Source organism: Corynebacterium sp. MSK073, from assembly GCF_030232085.1.
In the GTDB taxonomy this organism is placed as follows: Bacteria; Actinomycetota; Actinomycetes; order Mycobacteriales; family Mycobacteriaceae; genus Corynebacterium.
Map to the genome: position 1 here is coordinate 21,631 of NZ_JASPIY010000018.1, position 19,806 is coordinate 41,436.

General features: G+C 52.8%; 15 protein-coding genes and 2 pseudogenes. 6 read left to right on the plus strand and 11 right to left on the minus strand.

Annotated features, from left to right (window positions below; genetic code table 11):
- Positions 1 to 264: 264 nt before the first annotated feature.
- On the minus strand, positions 265 to 1,245 hold the full coding sequence (locus tag QP970_RS10650) for an ABC transporter substrate-binding protein (RefSeq protein WP_284869924.1): 981 nt from the start codon (positions 1,243 to 1,245) through the stop codon (positions 265 to 267).
- 568 nt (positions 1,246 to 1,813) lie between these two features.
- On the opposite strand from QP970_RS10650, the gene QP970_RS10655 reads away from it, so the two are divergent.
- From QP970_RS10655 to QP970_RS10665, 3 genes are read left to right on the plus strand one after another with little or no spacing between them, the layout of a single operon-like run.
- Positions 1,814 to 2,881: a FecCD family ABC transporter permease gene (locus QP970_RS10655; RefSeq protein WP_023025755.1), complete on the plus strand. Its 1,068-nt coding sequence runs from the start codon at positions 1,814 to 1,816 to the stop codon at positions 2,879 to 2,881.
- Positions 2,878 to 3,969, plus strand: coding sequence for a FecCD family ABC transporter permease (locus QP970_RS10660; protein WP_023025753.1), 1,092 nt, complete (start codon positions 2,878 to 2,880; stop codon positions 3,967 to 3,969). Before QP970_RS10655 ends, QP970_RS10660 begins: the two co-directional genes overlap by 4 nt.
- Complete coding sequence (locus tag QP970_RS10665; RefSeq protein ID WP_023025750.1) at positions 3,969 to 4,781, plus strand: ABC transporter ATP-binding protein; 813 nt, start codon at positions 3,969 to 3,971, stop codon at positions 4,779 to 4,781. Before QP970_RS10660 ends, QP970_RS10665 begins: the two co-directional genes overlap by 1 nt.
- 157 nt (positions 4,782 to 4,938) lie before the next feature.
- On the opposite strand, the gene QP970_RS10670 is transcribed toward QP970_RS10665, so the two are convergent.
- The 4 genes and pseudogenes from QP970_RS10670 to QP970_RS10685 all read right to left on the minus strand — a co-directional run bounded on the left by QP970_RS10670 (position 4,939) and on the right by QP970_RS10685 (position 10,214).
- The gene (locus QP970_RS10670; protein WP_284869925.1) at positions 4,939 to 5,733 is read right to left on the minus strand and encodes a GDSL-type esterase/lipase family protein; all 795 of its coding nucleotides are present in this window, start codon (positions 5,731 to 5,733) and stop codon (positions 4,939 to 4,941) included.
- Between the two features lie 1,342 nt (positions 5,734 to 7,075).
- Positions 7,076 to 8,269: pseudogene (locus tag QP970_RS10675) on the minus strand (IS3 family transposase).
- 74 nt (positions 8,270 to 8,343) lie between these two features.
- Entirely contained in the window at positions 8,344 to 9,708 is a 1,365-nt protein-coding gene (locus QP970_RS10680; protein WP_023027935.1) for an MFS transporter, read from the minus strand.
- Positions 9,705 to 10,214, minus strand: a complete 510-nt coding sequence (locus QP970_RS10685; protein ID WP_023025736.1) for a ThiF family adenylyltransferase — start codon at positions 10,212 to 10,214, stop codon at positions 9,705 to 9,707. Before QP970_RS10685 ends, QP970_RS10680 begins: the two co-directional genes overlap by 4 nt.
- A 29-nt stretch (positions 10,215 to 10,243) precedes the next feature.
- Here QP970_RS10685 and QP970_RS10690 point away from each other — a divergent pair, with 29 nt between their 5' ends.
- Complete coding sequence (locus tag QP970_RS10690; RefSeq protein ID WP_023025734.1) at positions 10,244 to 11,053, plus strand: ArsR/SmtB family transcription factor; 810 nt, start codon at positions 10,244 to 10,246, stop codon at positions 11,051 to 11,053.
- A gap of 93 nt (positions 11,054 to 11,146) precedes the next feature.
- Positions 11,147 to 11,540: pseudogene (locus QP970_RS10695) on the plus strand (IS6 family transposase); the annotation flags it as partial.
- An 876-nt stretch (positions 11,541 to 12,416) separates the two neighbouring features.
- Here QP970_RS10695 and QP970_RS10700 read toward each other — a convergent pair.
- The 6 genes from QP970_RS10700 to QP970_RS10725 all read right to left on the minus strand — a co-directional run bounded on the left by QP970_RS10700 (position 12,417) and on the right by QP970_RS10725 (position 19,237).
- Entirely contained in the window at positions 12,417 to 13,538 is a 1,122-nt protein-coding gene (locus QP970_RS10700) for a YbfB/YjiJ family MFS transporter (protein ID WP_284869926.1), read from the minus strand.
- A gap of 18 nt (positions 13,539 to 13,556) precedes the next feature.
- A complete protein-coding gene (locus QP970_RS10705) occupies positions 13,557 to 13,937 on the minus strand; it encodes a carboxymuconolactone decarboxylase family protein (RefSeq protein WP_023025722.1) in 381 nt (126 codons plus the stop codon).
- Positions 13,918 to 16,821, minus strand: a complete 2,904-nt coding sequence (locus QP970_RS10710; RefSeq protein ID WP_284869927.1) for an FAD/NAD(P)-binding protein — start codon at positions 16,819 to 16,821, stop codon at positions 13,918 to 13,920. Before QP970_RS10710 ends, QP970_RS10705 begins: the two co-directional genes overlap by 20 nt.
- Positions 16,822 to 17,451: 630 nt before the next feature.
- A complete protein-coding gene (locus QP970_RS10715; protein ID WP_156904663.1) occupies positions 17,452 to 17,853 on the minus strand; it encodes a type II toxin-antitoxin system death-on-curing family toxin in 402 nt (133 codons plus the stop codon).
- Entirely contained in the window at positions 17,829 to 18,923 is a 1,095-nt protein-coding gene (locus QP970_RS10720; protein ID WP_023025715.1) for a HigA family addiction module antitoxin, read from the minus strand. The genes QP970_RS10715 and QP970_RS10720 overlap by 25 nt, the downstream gene beginning before the upstream one ends.
- A gap of 14 nt (positions 18,924 to 18,937) precedes the next feature.
- Entirely contained in the window at positions 18,938 to 19,237 is a 300-nt protein-coding gene (locus QP970_RS10725; protein WP_023025236.1) for a type II toxin-antitoxin system RelE/ParE family toxin, read from the minus strand.
- A 262-nt stretch (positions 19,238 to 19,499) separates the two neighbouring features.
- Between QP970_RS10725 and QP970_RS10730 the strand changes: the two genes are divergently transcribed.
- On the plus strand, positions 19,500 to 19,640 hold the full coding sequence (locus QP970_RS10730; protein ID WP_023025712.1) for a hypothetical protein: 141 nt from the start codon (positions 19,500 to 19,502) through the stop codon (positions 19,638 to 19,640).
- Positions 19,641 to 19,806: the final 166 nt, after the last annotated feature.

A 19,806-nucleotide genomic window follows, 5' to 3' on the forward strand; every position in this document is an offset into this window, starting at 1 on the left:
CGCTTTGCACGCCTCTCCCAGCGCCAAGCATTGTCCAGCTCACCTACATACCTTTAATGCAGTCATCTTTCTGCGCCGATGGGTGACTATGCGGAAAGCTTGGGGCCAAGCTTTCGTGGCTGGAAAGGCAGGAATGGACGCACCACTGCATTGGATACAGTCCATTTAAGACAACGCCTTCCGATAAATCGGAAGGCGTTGGCGACTACCTGCAACAGCGGGGTGAGCCCCATCTAGCAGGCGTCGGAGTTGTGCAGACCTTAACTACTTTCCAACCTTTTCCAGCGTCGGCATCGTCTTGTCCAGCACCCAAGCTCGGCTCAGGCTCGTTGGGTTGTTGAGTCCAGCGACGACCGCTTCGTCACCAGCGAGAGTCGCACCGGATTTCACCTGCGGCAAATCTTTGTATCCCGGAGTATTTTCAACTTCTTCGATTGAGCCGGTGCGGTTATAGATGACCATAAAATCAGCGGCTAGGTAGGACACGTTTTCCGGAGAAAGCGTGACTCGGCCCTTATCAACTGGAACCGTACCGTCAGTCAGTTTCTCCGGGAACTTCATACCTAGATCGTAGATGAAGGATGCACCCGGATCCTCAGGGTCAGCAACGGCGCCAAAGGATCCCTGGGCGAATTGGGAAACAATGCCGGTTTTACCAGAGAGGTTTGGCAATTTTTCCTTCACATCAGCGAAACGCTTCTGATCCTCTTCAATGGCTTTCTTAGCTTCGGACTCCTTATTGAATATCTTGCCCAAAGCTTCTAGTTGTGCTTCCCAGCCAATGCCCTCCCCGGTATCGGAGATTCCGCCGAGAGTCGGTGCGATGGCTGACAATTCTTTGTAATTATCCTCAGATATTGTCCAATAGTCACCAACGATGAAGTCGGGTTCGATTGCCGCGATTTGTTCTTGTGGCAGAGTTTTGAAATCTGCCTGATCGATCACCTTGACACCATCGAGCTTCCCCTCGCGCCAAGGCGAGTTCTTATCCTTTGCATTCTGCACGACGGCTGCTGGTTTAATTCCAAGTTCCAGCAGGTTATCAACTGCAGGCCCCACGGCAACCACGTTTTGTGGATTGACCGGATACGTATCTGTACCCCGTGCATGCTCAATGGTCACGTCTTCTGCAACTTCGGAAGTTGCCGCTTCATCGGTTGAATCGTTCGACGAGCATCCTGACAGAACCAATCCGGCACAGATAGTGGCCGCGATAAATGACCGTGCTCCCCTTTTTAATGACATCCCTATTCCTTAAAGTCGATTTCCTGAAGTTGCCTTTTCAACGCCTTCCATTGGATTTCCCACAGACCCGCAAGCAACTTTTAGGTTAGGTTAGCTTTACCTTTACCACATTGCAATAGTGTGCCGATACATATTTGTGGAATATGTCATTAACTGGCCCCACCTGGACCGAAAATCGCCCCGAGAGGATTACACCCCTCCCTCGATTGCAATCGAGAGGCGAAAGCCTCCATCTACCCCCCTCCCCACCCCAGGACAAGTTAGTATCAAATTTACCCACCTGGATTAGGGTTGACTAACCTAATCTGAAAAGCATATATTTGTGCCACACCTAACACTTCGTAGATTGTCGATGACGCTGAACCGCGCAAATTCAGTCGCTAGCTCAGCGTAAGCCACAAGTGGGAACAGGAGTTTTCTTTGAGGAGATGGAAAGACTTCAACCGCAAGCCAAACACCTCAAACGACTGATTTCTCATTCTTATGGGCCTGACTCTTGGTTGAGCCTATCCAGCCCTAAAGAACACAGGTCTTACCGCACAGAACAGGAACTTCTCGACTGACCGCCATGAGTACTCATTCCAGTTTCAGCACTAACGGCACCCAAGTGCCTCGAAGCCGCACCTATTCGCGACGCGTTGCTGGACTCATACTATGTCTGGCACTGCTCGTCCTCGGAATTTTCTTGAGCATCGCTGTCGGAGCTAGAAGTATTCCACTGACCGACGTCATATCTGCCCTCAGAGAAGTTCCATCGCACCGTGAAACTGCTCTAAACTTTGAACAGCAAGTACTCTTCGAGCTCCGTGTGCCGAGGACGTTGATCGCAATCGTAGTGGGTGCTTCTCTCGGAGTAGCTGGCGCTTTAATTCAAGGCCACACACGAAACCCGCTCGCAGATCCAGGCATTCTTGGAGTCAATGCTGGCGCCGCCTTAGCCGTAGTTTCCAGCTTCGCGCTCTTTGGCTCAATCAGTATGTTTGCCACCACTGTGGCTGCTTTCTTGGGCGCGATAAGTGCAACCATCATTGTCTTCGGTATGGGACGCATCAATGGAGGTAATGCTAGTCCGCTTACTCTTACGCTGAGTGGCGCAGCCTTATCCGCTGTGTTGAATTCAATCACTACAGGCCTCATTCTTGCAGAAGAAGCCAATCTGGACCGTATGCGTTTTTGGACAGTAGGTTCGGTAGCGGGTCGAGGTCTAGACGTCTTTTGGGGAGTACTACCATTTCTAGTCTTGGGCATCGTCTTAGCCTTCGCTTCAGCCCCATCGTTAAACTTGCTTAGCCTCGGAGACGATGTGGCTCAAAGTCTCGGTGCTCAAACCGATCGGGCTCGTCTCTTTGGCATGGTCCTGATCGCTCTGCTTGCGGGGGCTGCGACGGCCATGGCAGGGCCCATAGGGTTCATCGGCCTGATAGTGCCGCACTTGGTGCGTGCCATCACGGGTCCTGACTATCGGTGGATTTTGCCGTATTCCGCCCTATTGGGCGCCACGCTACTGGTGCTAGCTGATGTCATTGGCCGGATCATCGCACGCCCTGGCGAATTACCAGTAGGAATTGTCGTCGCTTTTATTGGCGCCCCATTATTCTTCATGCTCGTCTTCCAGCGGAAGGGAGTAGCGCTATGAATAGTCACCGCAATTCTGTCCCCGGTCGCCCCGCCTTCCGCATTGGTACAAAACTATTAGAGCTCTCAACTGTTTGGCGCCCGTGGCAGCTATCTACAACTTTCATCCTCGCTATATTGGCCCTACTTCTTGTGCCTTTTTCTATCATGCTGGGAGATTATCCAATCTCTTTCGGTCGAATACTGGAAGTTATTGTAAGCGGCCAAGGCACTCGACTGGAGAAACTAGTCGTCTTCGAATGGCGAATGCCCCGTGCTCTCACTGCGTTTACAGTAGGATGTGCACTTGGTCTCGCTGGGGCTCTAACACAATCGATAACCAGAAACCCGCTCGCCAGTCCTGACATTTTAGGCATGACCGCTGGCGCCTCAGCAATGGCGGTTACGGTTATCGTCTTCGGCTCGGGTAGCGGCTTCATAGGTTGGTTAGCCGGCATCGGCGTCCCACTAGCCGCTTTTATCGGAGCTGTCAGTACAAGCGTCGTCGTGTGGGTTCTTTCCTGGAAAGGAGGCGCAAACCCATTCAGGCTCTTGCTTTCGGGCATAGTCTTGACGTCGCTGTTGTCTGGCTACATCAGCTTCGCTATGATTCGTGCGCAATTGCACGATGCCTCCGTCGCCCAATTTTGGCTGACCGGCTCACTAGATCGAGCTAATTGGACTACTACTTTCCCAGTAGCTATCACAATAATAATGTCTGCACCATTGCTCGGATGGGTTAGTTACCAATTACTTCCCACGGCGCTTGGCCCAGACATGGCACGAGCACTCGGTTCTCGTTTCAATGCGGTGCAATTCTCTGTACTCATACTCGCCGTAGCATTAACTGCCGTTGCGGTCTCCGCAGCAGGCCCCATTGGTTTTGTAGCCTTTGTTGCTCCTCAATTAGCACTTCGTATTTGTCGAACCTCAACACCTCCGCTGCTAGCCTCTACCTTCACTGGAGCGATTCTCTTACTCGGTGCAGACGTCATCATACATGTTCTGCTGGGAATCGAGCTTCCTGTTGGAATCGTTACTTCGATAATTGGGGGCCTGTTTTTACTCTATTTACTCGTTCAGCAAAATCGGAAGGTCCAATCAGCTTAATGTCTGACCCATTAATCACTTCGCGCACAGCAATTACGGCATCAAACCTCACTGTAGGATACGCGCGCAATACTCCGATCCTTGAAAATATTGATGTAGAGCTCCCGAAAGGCAAAGTCACTACGATTGTTGGCCCCAACGGATGCGGAAAATCGACACTCTTACGCAGCCTCGCGAAGCTGTTACCCATAGAAAGTGGCACCGTAATGTTAGGTGAGCGCGATATCACCGAGCTTCGCCGAAAGGATGTGGCCACAAAAGTTAGTGTGCTGCCGCAGGCCCCTATTGCGCCAGAGGGTTTACTTGTATCCGATCTTGTCGCTCGCGGGCGCCATCCACATCAATCGTGGCTGCGCCAATGGTCAGCATCCGATGAGCAGGAGGTTTATTCCGCGCTCGCACAAACCGGCTCGCTGCAATTTGCCGAACGCTTCATTAATGAACTTTCCGGTGGCCAACGCCAACGAGTGTGGATTTCCATGGTTCTAGCTCAAGACACAGGGGTTATGTTCCTTGACGAACCCACAACATACTTAGATTTGGCGACGTCCATCGAAATTCTCGAGCTCATTCATTCGCTACGAACAAGACTGGGGCGCACCATCGTTATGGTTCTACATGACCTCAACTTAGCTATTAGATATAGCGACCATTTGATTGCAATGAATCAAGGAAGAATTCTTGCAACTGGGGCTCCCAAGGAGATTATTTCCCCTCAATTACTTCTCACCGCATTCAACTTAAAAGCCTTGGTTATTGAAGATCCAGTTACAGGAGGCCCGCTCGTTGTCCCCTCCGGCGCCAATACATAGTGACGGCACCGCTCTTTGCATGTCCGAGACCCCCAGTGGGTTAAGGGTGAGAATAAAAAATGACCTTCACCAGTGGAAAGCACGGGTGAAGGTCTAAAAATTGGCGGCAAGAGCAGAATTGTAAACCACTACCCCCAATTAAAGGAGCTTCGAATACTTATACGTGAGCCAAAAGAGTGTTGGCCATGTACTCGGAGCCTGCGTCCGACGGATGAAAGTTCATGTTGTAGTTCGGCGTCGTGGTATCAATCAAGCCAGCAACCCAGCGCTGGGCATCTGGAGCACACGTATCATGGCCGCGAGCGCCATCAATCATGTCAACGTAGGTTGCCCCAATTGAATTAGCGGCCTCGATTTGGTTAGCGCGGTTCCAATTTTCGACATCCCGCACGATTGGGACATAAATACCGCCCGGGTGGTTCGGAATCACATTGACTGCACAGAACGTTGCGTGTTCACGGTCCACCGTGGGCAGCGCGCCCGATACAACGATCTTTGCTCCCGGTGCTGCGCGGTGAATCTTGTCGCCAGCTTCCCGCAAACGGTTCACATAGTTGTCGTGGACGTTTTTCGGGACATCCGGAGAACTCTTCAACACATCGAAGTTAAATGGACCGTAGTCATTCATTCCTACAGCGATGACGACGGTGGAGTCATTGCGGACGTCACCATTGGCAATAGCCCGGTCCAAGCGTTGATTCATGGTGTTGGAAGTCTGAGCGGTGCAGGACCAATCGGCCAGTGGTCGATTCGTCTTTGCGGCAAGCTTCCGCGGCCAGTTATTAGGCGCCTGAAGACACCCCTCGCGCTGGGGATAGTTATCGGTTGCGCCAGGAACCCCACGGAAGGTATTTCGGACTTGGTCAGGGTTGGCGGAGTAGGAGTCACCGAGCGTGACGAGATTACCGGTCGGTGCGGCTGACGCGACACCGGAAAGACCAGTAGCGAGCATGACTGCTCCGCAAGCTGCAGCAATGTATTTGCTCACAAGGCGCATATTTGCGTTTCCTTTCAATCAATATTGAGTTGCTTTTCTAGCCTTCCGATAGATGACTACTCACATTGAAAGTGTCATCAGCATCGATATAAACAATTTATAGATGGTATCCATCGGTGGCTATGATTACCGCTATCACTATAGCGAACTCTCCCAGTGGGTGCAGGGATTTTTACTTTTATCTCAAAGCCCTAGTATTTTCACTCACATTTCTTACGTAACCCCAGAATGAGTATTTTATTTTCAATATAAGCGCAATCTATTACTTCTGGGTCTTGCGGTATCAAACTCGGAAGTTTCCGGTGGGGAAGGTACCCCACTTTGATTCTCATTTTGATTCCCAAATCCAGCCGGGGGATACAAATCTTACGCATCGGTCCCACATACACCTATATCCCGCCGAAAAGGCTGATGCAGTATACGGTGGCTTCCAAGGAATCCGCAGACCCGTCCTCGACCCTCTCAAGGATGCGCTCACCGAAGAACATGAGCCCCAGATATCACTCTAGGGGTTCAATAAGATCGGCACGAATGACAGCAAGTTCTCAGGGCGCCAAGCGTTGCTAGAACTCATCATTTCCAATTTCGCCTGGCAAAAGAGCGTAAGGCAGGGTGACGTCAGCCTTGATGTGGCTTTTATAACTGAAGCGACTATTGAGCCACTTCGTACGCGTCTCGATATTGCCGCCTCCACGTGCATTTCTTACATCAATATGGAAGTAGACCAGCCTTCTACAACAACGCTATCCCAACCGCATACTCACACTCCATAGGAATCAGAAAAGGACCCATGAAATGACAAAAAGTGCCCAGCCGACGACACGCCAACCAGACACACATTTTACTACTTAACCCTCAATCTAGACGGCTACCCATAATTGGCCTTACAACGGTTCTATATCTCTAGGCTATGCGAAGTTTCCATAGCCAGAAATGGTACTCACCCATAAGAACGCTGATACGACAAAAACCGTGGCGAATGTGAAGGCAAAACCACGCCATGATCGGTCGCTAAGCCGATCCTTTTTCAACATGTAGACAGACATGGCTAATACACCCAAAACCACCAATGAAGGTAAAGGTAGCCCATAGAAAACGAAGGGGATTGGAAGCCATGTGGACAGTAGCACTCCGCCATAAAGAGTTGCGACGCCCAAGACTATTCCAAAAAGTATTCCCGGAATGATCGTCCCTTCCTTCACAACAAATTCCTTACCAATCAGTTTATTTTGATCAGACCACCGTTTCTAGCCTGCTCAGGGCCTGACCCCCGGAAAGTAGACACGTCGGGGGTTAGCTATGCTGCTTGGGTCAGTGTAGCCGATGTGAGTGCTTCGAAGTCGTCGGGGGCTAGAAGGTTGCACCAGGAGTGCCGTCTGCGCGTGTTGTAGCGCATACACCACCGGAAGACTTCTTGGCGGCAGACAATGGGATTGTCAAAGACTTTCCGATCACGCAAAACTTCACGCTTTAAGGCGGCATTAAAGGATTCTGCCAGGGCATTATCGGCACTTGTACCCACTGCTCCCATGGACTGGCGCACACCAAGATGGGCACAGTGGTCCCTAAATGCCTGTGAGGTGTACACACTGCCGTGATCAGAATGGAAAATTGCCCCTGTAAGGCTTCCGCGGACTTTCCTGGCATGGGACAAAGCTTCGATAACCAGCGATACCCGCATGTGATCGGCCAGAGCATGGCCAACGAGTCTGCGCGAGTAGACGTCGATGACCGTAGCTAGGTACATATTCTTGCCGCCCTTACACGGCAGGTACGTAATGTCGCCTACGTACACGTGGTTCGGCCTGTCAGCGCTGAATTTACGGCCTACTAAATCTGGCATGACGCGGTGGCCAGGCTTGCGCCTGGTGGTGATACACCGACGCCGCTTAGTAAAGCCTTTCAGCCCCATGGATTTCATGATGCGTGCGACCTTCTTGTGATTGATCGGAGGAAAGCCCGTATCGTCGTTGAGGCTTGCAGCGATGCGTTTAGCACCATAAAGCCCGTGCTCATCATCAAAAATGGTCTTAATTCTTGCACCAATAAGAGCATCGGAACACGTCTTTAACCTGCGATTTTCGCGGGTGTTGAGCCATTTGTAGAATGAGGATCGATTGAGCTTTAACACGTGGCACATCCGTGTGAGCCGAGTACTCGGTTCGGTGGTCATAGACAAACTGGAAGCGGATTACCAGCGTGTCTCTTCGGCAAAATATTTCGCGGCCTTGCGCAGGATATCGCGTTCTTCGCGCAGCTTAGAGACTTCTTTTTCTAGCTGGCGGATCCGTTCGGAATCAGTCGTCGCCTGGGCCTTGTCACGCAGGGTCTTCGTGCGGGCGCGTTTGCCGGTGCCGTACTGCTTGATCCAGGAATAAAGTGAGGAACGATTGACTCCAAGCTCTGCTGAAGCCGCGTGAAGTGAAAGGTCCTCATTGTTTTCGTAGAGGGCCACAGCATCACGTTTGAACTGTTCGGAGTACCTAGGCATGATGGTAGATTACCTTTCTTCCCAACCCAACCGGGCTGGATATCAGGTGTCTACCAAACAGGGGTCAGGTCCTTCTAAACTTCAGGTGTAACTGGCTCCTGTAGGTGACTGATGATGGTGGCAGCAACTACGAGCGCTGCGGCACCGAAGACTCCACCGGCGACCGCGACGGCTGTGTGGAAGCCTGTGAGGAACGCTCCACTGGCGACCATTCCGCCGAGGACTGCGACGCCGACGACGCTGCCGGTCTGGCGGGCGGCATTGATGACTCCTCCTGCGATGCCGACATGTTCCGGCGGGGCCGAGGCCACTGCGGCCGAGGTCGCGGCCGGCATCGCGAAGGCCATCCCGAATCCAGCCGTGAAGGTCAACACCGCGACCACCACGTAAGGAGTTTCTGCGGTGAGCAGCACGAGGCTGCTGAAGCCGATCGTGCCGACTACCAGGCCGGTGAGCATGGTGGGGAACGCGCCCCACCGGGCGACGGCACGGCCGCCCAGCGGTGACGCGACCACGGCGCTGCACGCCTGTGGTGCCAGCGCGAGGCCTGCCAGCCACGGCTCGTATCCCAGGTACTGCTGGAAGAAGAGGGAGAGCACGAAGAGTTGTCCGAAGAAGCTGATGTTGAGCGCGAGCCCTACCATTGCGGCCACGGAGAACCGGGCACGAGTGAACAAGGCCATCGGCAGCATCGGGTCCGGGTGTCGTCGCTCTGCGATGATGAACAGGGCGAGGAAGACGCCCCCGGCGATCAGCACGGCTACCTGCCAGGGTGACCATCCGTGTTCGCCTGCGGTGATGACTGCATAGGTTACTGCCACCAGCGTGAGCACGGAGAGCACCTGTCCGGGTAGGTCCACCCGTCTCGCGCGACTGCCCGTGAGCGCGGGAATTGCCCACAAGGTGAGCAGACAGCCGATAGCGACGATGGGGAGGTTGACCCAGAACACCGCCCGCCACCCGATCGTCGACACCAGCGCTCCGCCCAGGACCGGTCCGATCGCGGCGGCAACACCTCCTGCGCCGCCCCACAGCCCGATGGCGCGTGCTCGTTCCTTCGGATCGTCGTACACAGCCGACAGCAATGCCAGAGAGCCCGGCACGATCGCTGCCGCGCCCACGCCCTGGACGGCGCGACCAGCGACGAGGAACCCGCCTGTGGGAGCGAGGGCGCACACGGCCGAGAGCACAGCAAAGACCACCAGGCCAGCGAGGTAGACCCTGCGAGCCCCGAGACGGTCGCATGCGGCCCCAGCTGTGAGAAGGAGCGCGGCGAACACGAGGGTGTAAGCGTCGACGACCCACTGCAGTGAGCTCACCGTCGTGTCGAGGTCAGTGCCGATCTCGGCGAGGGCGACATTGACGATGGTCGTATCGAGCATGACGATGAAGAAACCGAGGAGGGTCGCGACCAGTGCCGTGCGCCGATGCGCGGTCATACGCGAGACTCCAGCGAAGCCTCGGCGGGCGGGTGGCCGAAGTAGGTGCGCTTGCTCAGGTCTTGATCCCAGGTCCGGTAGGACCGGTCCAGCAGTGTCGGCAGCACCAGATCGAACAGGCGCCAGGACGCGGCGAAGTGCATGTCCCGGATCTCCCTGGCCGTCTCTCCCCCGGTGAGCGCGAGGAGTTGCTGGGCGACGACTTCGGCCTTGTTGCGGCCGATCGTGTCTCGCCCGGCGCCGTACTGGCGTTGCACGTTAGTCAGGTCGAAGTGGTCGGGATCGGCCAGTTTCAGGTTGAGTGCGCCCATGCGCACCAGGCGGGCGGCTGCGGCACCGCCGATGCCCCCGGTGCCGACGATGCCGATCACGGCATCGCGCAACCGTGCTTGGCGTTCACGCTGTTCCTCGGTGGTGTCGCCGAGCCAACCCAGGTTGCGGTCAACGCGTTCCCAGTAGAAGTCCTCATCGTAGTGCTCGCGTAGCCGTTGGCGGTCCCCGTTCATCGCGATCGCTCCCTTCGTCTCCTGATGCAATGAATCTGGTGAGTTCAGACTACGCCTGCGATTGTTCGGTCGTCACCGAACAGTTCCGGGTGCATACTGGAGGCATGGTTGCGCGCGTGTTTCCTGAAGCGGTCCCGGATATCTCGACAGTCGCGTCGGCTCTGGCTGACTCGTCGCGGGCGGCCATGTGTGCTGCGCTCATGGACGGGCGGGCCTGGACGGTTGGTGAACTGGGCAGGTACGCGGGCCTGGCCCGGTCGACGGCGAGCGAGCATGTTGACGTGCTCGTCACCCACGGTCTCGTCCACGACATTCGGCAGGGCCGGCACCGCTACATTCGCCTGGCCGGGGAAGACATCGCACGAGTGGTCGAGAGCCTTGGCGTGGTCGCCCGCTCGCCCCTGCCCACTCCTCACAGCCTCAGCGCGTCACGGGCGAATGCGAACCTACGTGAAGGCCGCACCTGTTATCAGCACCTCGCCGGTAAGCTCGGGGTGCGCCTGGCTGAACAACTAGAAGAGCACGAGTTCATCGACTCGCACTGTCAGGTCACTAATCAAGGTCATCGCTTGTTCATACAGTGGGGTGTGCCCCTGAAGATGCTCGACACGGGCAGGTCGTGCATGGACTCCACCGAACGCCGCTTCCACCTCGCCGGCCCTCTCGGCACGGGAATCTGCAAGACTCTGCTGGATAAGGAATGGCTTTCCCGCAGGGGTCGTACCCGGGCCGTGCGTCTCACTCCCGCCGGGCGGGCAGCGCTCAACGACGCGGGGATCTCCCTCAATTGCCCGACAGCCGTCCCTGAGGGCTTCAGTCGTTCTTCGGCACCGACGTGACCTTTCGGACGATCGAAAGCCGGTCGGAACAGGATGAGAGGTGCTGTTGCAAAGTTGGGGCAGTAAGAAGAGCGACGTGAAATAATCACAGCCATGAGTATCTTCTCCGGTCGTCATTTCCCCCGTGACATCATTCTGTGGGCAGTGCGGTGGTACTGCCGCTACGGGGTGAGCTACCGCGCTGTGGAGGAAATGATGACTTCAGCGGGGCGTGCCGGTCGATCACACCACGATCTACCGCTGGGTCCAGAAATACGCGCCTGAGCTGGACAAGCAAACACGGTGGTACCGGCAGGTACCTGACTGGCAGGCCAGTTCCTGGCGGGTGGATGAGACCTATATCCGCGTCGGCGGCAGATGATGCTACCTCTATCGGGCGATCACCGCCGGTGGCCAGACCCTGGAGTTTTACCTCTCTTCGAAGCAGAACGTGGCTGCAGCGAAGCGTTTCCTGGCCAAGGCCTTCAAATCCAATGCGTCAGCCGGGTACACCTTACTTGTATCACCTGCGGCTAGCCGTGAGCGTTTTTAGGAGTATTAATTTTTTGGCGCTTTAGAACGACGGTTATAGCCACTATCAAAAAAATAACTGCTGTAACACAGCGAGTAAAGGTACTTGGATGCCAAACTGCTGCGCCAAAGGAGAGGAGGCTAAGCAGAATCCCGTAGGCGTAGGAAGTTACGACCTCGTGTTTTACGGTGCAATATATCAGCCCTAATCCCCCAAGGACGGAAGGTGCCGCCCATATAACGAAGTTCTCTGGAGAAAGAGCCGAACTCTCTTCATGAAACTTCGACAACAGGACGGATCCGCTTAAGATTAGCGCAAGCGAAAGGATACTGGGCCAAGTAATGTTCTGTCTTGTCAAGATTCCCTCTTTTGTTAACAGTAGTCTGCGTATACTGGCGGATAATCCGCATGTACACCAATTTTCAAGCCTTGCCCTGATACTGCAGCCTTAGCTGCTCGTCCTCCTATCTCAATTAGAGAAACTGATAAGGCAATGCGCCGGCGCATTGCCTGACGCAAGCGACCTGCTATCTGGGCACCAGTGTTCACACCCTCTGACCATGACCTATAGTCGCTGGTGCACCTAGTTTCATGGAACAAAGAGCAGGTCGATGAGTAGATTGAAATATACTGGGACGACATAGCTGAGCTGCGTAACGAATTTTCTGAACTAAAAGAGGAAAATAGTCTTCTAAAGAAAAAGGTAGATTAGTCGAGTTAGTATTAGCTTTGTTTGTGACTTCATTCGGGATGTGATATGTGTCTTCTATAGTGAATAGAAGGTTTCGTATATCTTTTGGTCCTTGGAAGGCGTGATGATATCTGCGCTGCGCCTGGGAGGTTGACTATGAATTATAACCTTGAAACCTTAATTGTTGCCATACCGATGATGATAGCAATGGTTGCAATGATAAATGATATGCGGATTGAGTTTGATAACAGTACTCCAATGGCCGCCGGGCCGACGACTTGTCCTAGGCTATACCAAGTCGTTAGACGTGCAGCTCCTCCGTTTATTCTATAAGCGACTCCCGTTGAAATAGTAAGCATCGTAATTCCCATGAAAGTAGCACCAAAAAGAATGGCAGCAACCATCAGTAAAACAGTCGAATTGCCAAAAGTGGCGGCAATTGCTCCAGCTACTTGGAGTGTATAGCAGCCAAGTAATGCACGACGTCGGCCAAAACGCTCTGCAAGTGCTGACCAGAAATAGGGAGAGGGGATTGCTGCGACGCCAGCTACGGCCCATGTGATGGCAGCTGCTGATGAGCCGAAAACAGGGTCGGCCAGCACAACGAGATATGTGCCAATAATAATGTATCCGAAACCTTGAAAAAAGTATCCCGCATTCAGTAATCGAAAAGCTTGATGAAGTTCTGGGGTGGATCGTTCCGTAGAACTGGCCAGTACCTTGCGATCCTTAGTCTTCTCTTCAGAGCCAATGGGCCAAGTCCAGGCGATGATGCTAAATAACGCACTGATTAGGGTAGCGATACCCCACAAGTGTGTCCATGCCAAGGTTTGACCTAGTGACCACACCGTTAGTCCAGAAACGGTAATGCCTAAGCCAACACCACCATAAACAAAGCCAACTAGAGAGGAGGACTGTACATTCTGGGTAACAAACTGGGTGATGCATACAAAAATGAATGCAGACGCTATGCCGGCTAAGAACCGTAGTAAAACATGCATTCCTGGACTATCTGTCAACGCCATTGCAGCAAGCAGTAGAGTTGAAAATATTAAGGAACTGCGATAAAGGGTTCTCGTTTTAGATAGCCAGTTTTTAGAAAGGGTCAAAGACCCGAGCAGATAGCCGAGATAATTTGATACTGCAATCCAGGACGAGATGGAACTTGACCAGTTTAAAGCTGCCATCATGAGGGGAAGCAGTGGCGTATAGAAGAACCTGCCGATCCCCATTGCCACTGCAAGTCCAAGTGTGCCTTGAATGCTTGAAGACGTTGCTCTCATCTATCTGAATCCGGTTACTTATGAAGTTACTTGTTGCTCTTCCGTAGCGATGCGTTGGGCAATTTTAGCTCCCTCCACTGCTGTAGGCATTCCTGAATAAACACCAGAATGAAGGATCGCTTCGATAATCTCTTCGAAGCTACACCCATTTCTTCTAGCTCCGCGAATATGCGTTTCTAGCTCTTGATGCCGGTCAAGGGCTGCCAGAATAGCTACTGTGATTAGACTGCGAGATTGCAAAGACAATTGTTCGCGCGGCCAAAGAAAACCCCAGGGAGTATTTTCCAAAAGTTCCAGAACGGGCCGTGCGGGTTCCCAACCGTTGAGCGTATTGTTGACGTAGTTGTCGCCTAGAACCTGTCGACGGATTTGATCGGCGTTATTGTTTCTTTCGCTCATGAAGGTCCTCCTGAATGCTTGAAGCGATTGCGTCTGCATCGTGAATAATTACAGAGTTTACAAACGGACGTATAGTGGCAGCGGTTCCCCACTGTAGGCCCTCGAGGGGAATCCCGTATGCATAGAGAGAAACGCTTTGTTCGCTATCAGACTGCACCCTGAAACTGTGTGGATCCACATCAATTGCCCCGGATACACAGGGGGTATTTTTAAAATAGTGCGGCCTGATAAGGCCAAGTGATGCAGCTGAAACGATGAGCGGATCTGCTGTATTTTGAATAGATGATGTTGGTAATCTTGCTTCCACTAGAGCCGTTGCTTCTCCTTTCTCTTGCGGCATCGATGGATTGAAATAGTCAACTTTTCCGTTTGACTCATCTAGGGAGATGATTGGATCAGCAGGGAGCACAGTTAAGATACCCGCTTTGATTAGAGCTTGCATTTGTTCCAGTCTTTGGATCGGGGGGCCGATAGAAAGGAAAGCGTTAGTAGGGCTATACCTAGCTAGGAGTTCTTCCTTGAAGGACTCTCCCGTTATACGCCCGTATTGAACGCATTCGCGAACCTCGTTTCTAATGTCTCTAAGTACGTCTAGTGCAGCTTTGAGTGGCCCGGATTTATTTCCCTTTTCTGCCTCGGCGATGTCATTTTCAATCTTCGAAGCGACCGTGTCCTGGTAGTCGCGGAGCTTCTCTCCAGGGGAGTTGGTCCATTTTGCCTGAAAAAGCTCACCCCAATCCAAGGTCTCTGTATATCCTTGGTTGTGTCGCCATTCAACTAGACTGTGGCCTCCTTGCTTTGCAAGGCTAACAAGAGATTCTTCATCGTAATCGGCGTTGTTTGCTTCGAGGAGCGAAATTGTGAAAGCTAGTTCAACTTCCTGAGCGATTCGGGGCCAGACGTCTACAGAGAATGTAGCGTTCGAAAGAGTAGCAGCGTAATCTTCGGTTAGGATTCGTGGAACCCATCGTTCGTCAGGACGTTTTTGGTTTTTTCCACGGGCATGGTGGGGTGCTCCCTTTCGAGAACATGCGATGATATGTGGTTCTTTCCCGGAAGGTATGTAGTGCTTTCCGTGTGCATTTTCTCTAAATTGCCCACCTCTTCCTTCCGTTAGGAGGATCATATAGTCGAAGAAGGTGAGGCCCATGCCTCGGAGGATGATTGATTCTCTTGTGGGGAGCTTTGCAGCTTTTTGGATAGATGCGTCCCCACTGGGAAGATAAGTTACTGTCGATTCCTTAGCTTTTTTAGAAAGGCTCTCTTCCTTTCCGGAGAGATTCTGCGAAGTGTGGCCTAGAGACAGCACTACAGATTTAGCTTCTACACACCCTCCGAGACTGTCGTGTATGAGAAGTGAATCCTCCCTCTTTTCAAAGGATACTGCTCGCCTAGCGACCAGTTCGATTGGGGAATATTCCCTTGAGTCCTTAAGTAGTTGATTCACTGACCATTGAAGATAAGCACCATAGAGAGCGCGAGAACTATAAGTATCCTCGGTGGCGGAGCTTGCTTCTGCTAGCAGTACGGGGTCGGAAGATAAGAATTCTCGAGCATCGTTTGATTTAAGCCAGTCATAAAATGTTGGTCCAGTGGCATGTTGGCCGGAAAGTCCCGCAGATTCGTCGGGAAAAGCTGACAATTGTGCTGTAACAGTATTCATGAGCAGCAATTGACACTGGTAGGGGCTCCAAACTTTACCCGATCCAAAGCCGTTATCGTCATACCAGACAATATGGATTGGCTTGTTTAAGTTTTTGTCCTTGATGCGTGAACTGAGTCTTTCAATGACGGCCATTCCTCGTGGTCCACCACCGATTACAGCTACGTCTGTATGTGAAAAACTTACTTTGGACGATTCTTGCGCTTGTGAGTATGGTAAGAGTTCGTCAATGATTTGTTTGGCGGTTGCTTCTCGGCAATTAGCGAATCCTTCGCCTGCCCAAAGGTTAAGATATTCGGGATCCTTTGCGTTATTGGCCTCAGCTCTCATTCCCGCAGTTAAGTAGTGGATTTCGGGGTAGATATAGGGCGCCTGTGGTGTGAATGTTTTGGTGAATGTATTGGAAATTGCTCGAGCCGGTTTCCCGGAGAAGGCATGGGTAATAACAGTGTTTCGGTTAGTTAGCTCCAGAAGTGCATGCCGGTGTGTGTCTTTTGTGCCTGCTTCCTGTGCAGTGAGAAAACGAGTCCCTACGATTACTGCGGTTGCGCCGGATCTGAGTAGGTCTAGTGTATCTTCTGCTGTACCTACGCCCCCGCCGGCAAATACAGGTTTTTCTGTCTTCGCTACTGCATGGTGCAGGAGAGTTTTTGCATCGTAGGAAGATCCCTCTATGTTATTGTCTAGGACTGTTGCCCGGTGACCGCCAGCAGCCTTTCCTTGAAGAGACAGAATATCGCAGTCGAGCTGGATGATGTGATCGATTTCTCGTGGAGTTGTGGCATTGAGAACTACTTTCTTGCCTGCTCGACGAATCGTTTTTAGCGTATTTGCGTCAGGGTATCCGAAAGTTAAGGAAATGAACTTAGCGTTGGACTTCAGCGCAATATCGAGCTTTCGATCGTAATGATCATCTGACCACTTAGGGCGTGAAGGAAAATCGGAGTAGCTTACGCACTTTTTAGTCAGTGCCTGATGATACTTAGAGTATTCGGCGTGCTGGTCAGAATTGGGATGGGAAGGGTAAAATAGATTGATCCCGAACGGCTGAGTGGTTAAAGACTCAACAGTGCTTACTTGTTCTTCAAGCTTTTCTGGAGTGAGGTAACCGCCGGCGAGAAAGCCTAACCCGCCCGCATTGGTTACTGCTGCGCATAGCTCAGGAGTTGACGGCCCTCCTGCCATAGGCGCAAGAACGATAGGTTTTTCGAACAGAGTCACTGGAGATCCTTTCCAAGTGAATGTGGTGTGATGTGCATGGGATAAAAGCGAGCAGTGGTGGTGCTTTGAGCGCTTCTAGCGGTTTGCTATCTTGCTTGGATAGGGGGTTGGCTTTTGGATGTAAAGTTTTCACGTTGGCCTGACGGCGGAATGGTGTTAGTTCCCTGTGAGAGGGTTTCGACATCCGCTGTAATCAAGGCGCTGTTACTATCTTTACCATAGATCCATGTTCTTAGCAGAGAGTGAGAGAAATGGGCTCTCTGCTGTGTCTCGTTTGGGCCTGGTGCACGTTTAGGCGGCAGATGCTTTAGGCAATGTATATTGCCTCATTGGCCCTCATGTACTGCTATGAGTTTTAAGTTAGCTATAGCTCGTCGGGTCGGTTATGTAGGTCTAAGTGGGCTTGAATTGCTTGTACTTGAATTTTGAGTTGCTTCCTTTGTTCGAGAGGATTATCAGCTAAAAGAAGTAGTTCTTCAGCGAATCCGCGTGCTTGGCTGGGGGGTAAGTACCGTTTCGACAGGGGTGCCTTCATCCGAAGTGAAATACATGTAGACAAGACGTGTTCCGTCGGGAAGCTCCCCAATTCCCGTGAGTACACCTTCTAAGTCTTCTAGGACATTTGTTACTTCAAATCCTGGGGGGTAAATGGTCGACGTTACCCAGGAGGGGAGTAACTAGGGAACGCAGAGTACCCGCGATTTCTGATATCTCTATCTTTTTGTTGGCTATCTTTAAAACGAGGCGTTCAGCGGCGTCTGCATCAACTTCTCCAAGCAAGGGGCCTACTGCCAAGTTCAGTCTGAGGAATAACCAGCAAGCAGCCCAGCCGGTCCGCTTATTGCCGTCAAGGAGACTTTGGGTAGTATAGAAGGAATGCAGTAATGCTGCGGCCTTATCCCAAGCGGTCGGGTGCGGCCTTATCCCAATAAGTGCATCGCTTCCGTTACTTTCAGTGTCCGATAGGCAAACGTCTTGCTGATGATGAACGAAGCTACCAATCTCAGTCAGGCTGGGAGGGGTGATTTCCAGCTTTCAAGCTGAGCGATGACGGTGGGAGCGTTGCGCACGAGAGTGGTTTTCCACGACAGGTTACCCTCTTTTTGAAGCCTTCCAATCAGGGTGATGGGATGAACCCCTAGGTGGTCGGCTTGTTCTTTAATCCAGGATGAGTGCACACGATCAGGAACCGCCGGTAAAGGGCTAGAGATCACGAGTTCGCTGGCCAGCTGGTCTGCCTGGGCTTCATTATTGGCACTGTCATCTGATAGGTCATCTAGGATGACCTCGCCATTGTCGACAAGGTGACCCAATAATATATGGGCTGTCTCATGCAGGATGGTAAATAGTATCTTATCGAGCCGTTTCCCTCGTCCCGATATGCCAATTACGGGGTGCCCGTCGACCATCATGGCGCAGCCGTCGAGTTTTCCTCCCGGAAAAGCCTCCACATAAACAAGTTTCACCCCTACCTCGGCGAACAGAGTCTGGAACTCAGCAAACGCCTGCGGGTCACATGCTCTACTCGACAGCGTCCGGGCGAGGTCTTCTAGTGCCTTCCGGGAGTAGGGGGCAGTCTCGAGAACTCTGGCAGTTGCTCTAACGCAAGCTGCCCACGCTTCCTGCAGGACGGTGACATTTTCCTCGCAGTTACTACGGCGGGCGGCGAAGCTTATTCCCAAGGGATCTTCAAAGGATTTCTTGCCAAATAAGTTCAGCACCTCGCATGCCTGACTTTGTACGTCGGTGGCGGTGATGTATCCCCGCTTGACGAGCAGAGGGACGGGGGCTAACTCTCGTAACTGTGCGCGGGTCTTCACGATGTTGAGGTTGTTCTGCGTCTGGTCGTCCTGGGACTGCTTCCATAGCAGGTAGGAGTCCTGGAGGTTAAGCCAGAATTCCGCGGAGGTGCCCAGGGCGGCACCGATCTGGGCTGCGGATTCGCGCGTGATCTCCTTTTTTCCGGAAATAATCTCCGAGACAAACTGTGCCGGACGTCCGAGCACCTCGGCAAAGTCGGCCTGGGTCCATCCGCGTGTGTCTAGCTCGTCAGCGAGGATCTCTCCGGCCGGGAATAGCTCCGCCGCAATTGGAGTATTCATGAGTTCACCTTCTCTCAGTGGTAATCCACCATTTCAATAACGATGACCACGCGGCCGTCGCTGTTGGTTGCGAATTTGAGGATGAGCCGAAACTGCTTGTTCAGGCGGATCGAAGAGGTCCCGGCTCGGTCACCTTTCAGTTGTTCCAGATGTAACGACCGCATGGCCCGCAGGTCGCGTTCATCCACGGCTCCCTTCAGGATCTGGATCTTCTTGCGATACGCCTTGATGATGTCCGAACCCCATCGTTTGGGGATGTAGGAGGCATCCTCGGCCACTCGTTGAAGTTCGTCGTCCTCGAAGAGGATGCGCACCAAGTCCACCTCGTCCAGTTCACTAGTGCCGCGCCCAAATGACGTGACCCTTTCTTCTCTACTTATCTAAGGCTCATCACCCTTCGCGTGAAGTACGCTATCTTAAATGTGCCGGTTCCGCAAGGTGGAACCAGGTATAAAGAGGGGCGCCTCGCTGCAACGAGGTGCCCCACCGGCAAGTCCTGAGAGCTGTCAGAACCCATGCACCTTCTGGTAGTAGCGGAGTATTTCCCCCTCGGACTGATTGACTCGAGAGGAGAAAATGGCTCGTAACTCCAAGCAGACCAGCAGGTCTGCGGCGAAGGCAGCCAGTAAGGTACTGCGCAGCAAAAACTATAGTGCCGCTGCGAAGAAGGCCGCCGGCAGCACACTGTCTCAAGCGCCGAAGCGTCGCGAAAAGTAGCTGCACCAGTGTTGTGTCTCGAGAGAGATACTCCGAGGCGCAACACTCTGCCATTCACTAGAAGCGTGTCTATACTTGTGAATATAGGGTACGGGCAACCGAACCCGGACGCGGTGATCGTCAACCGGGTCTTCGAGACGGCCTAACAACGCCCACACGCAGCGGC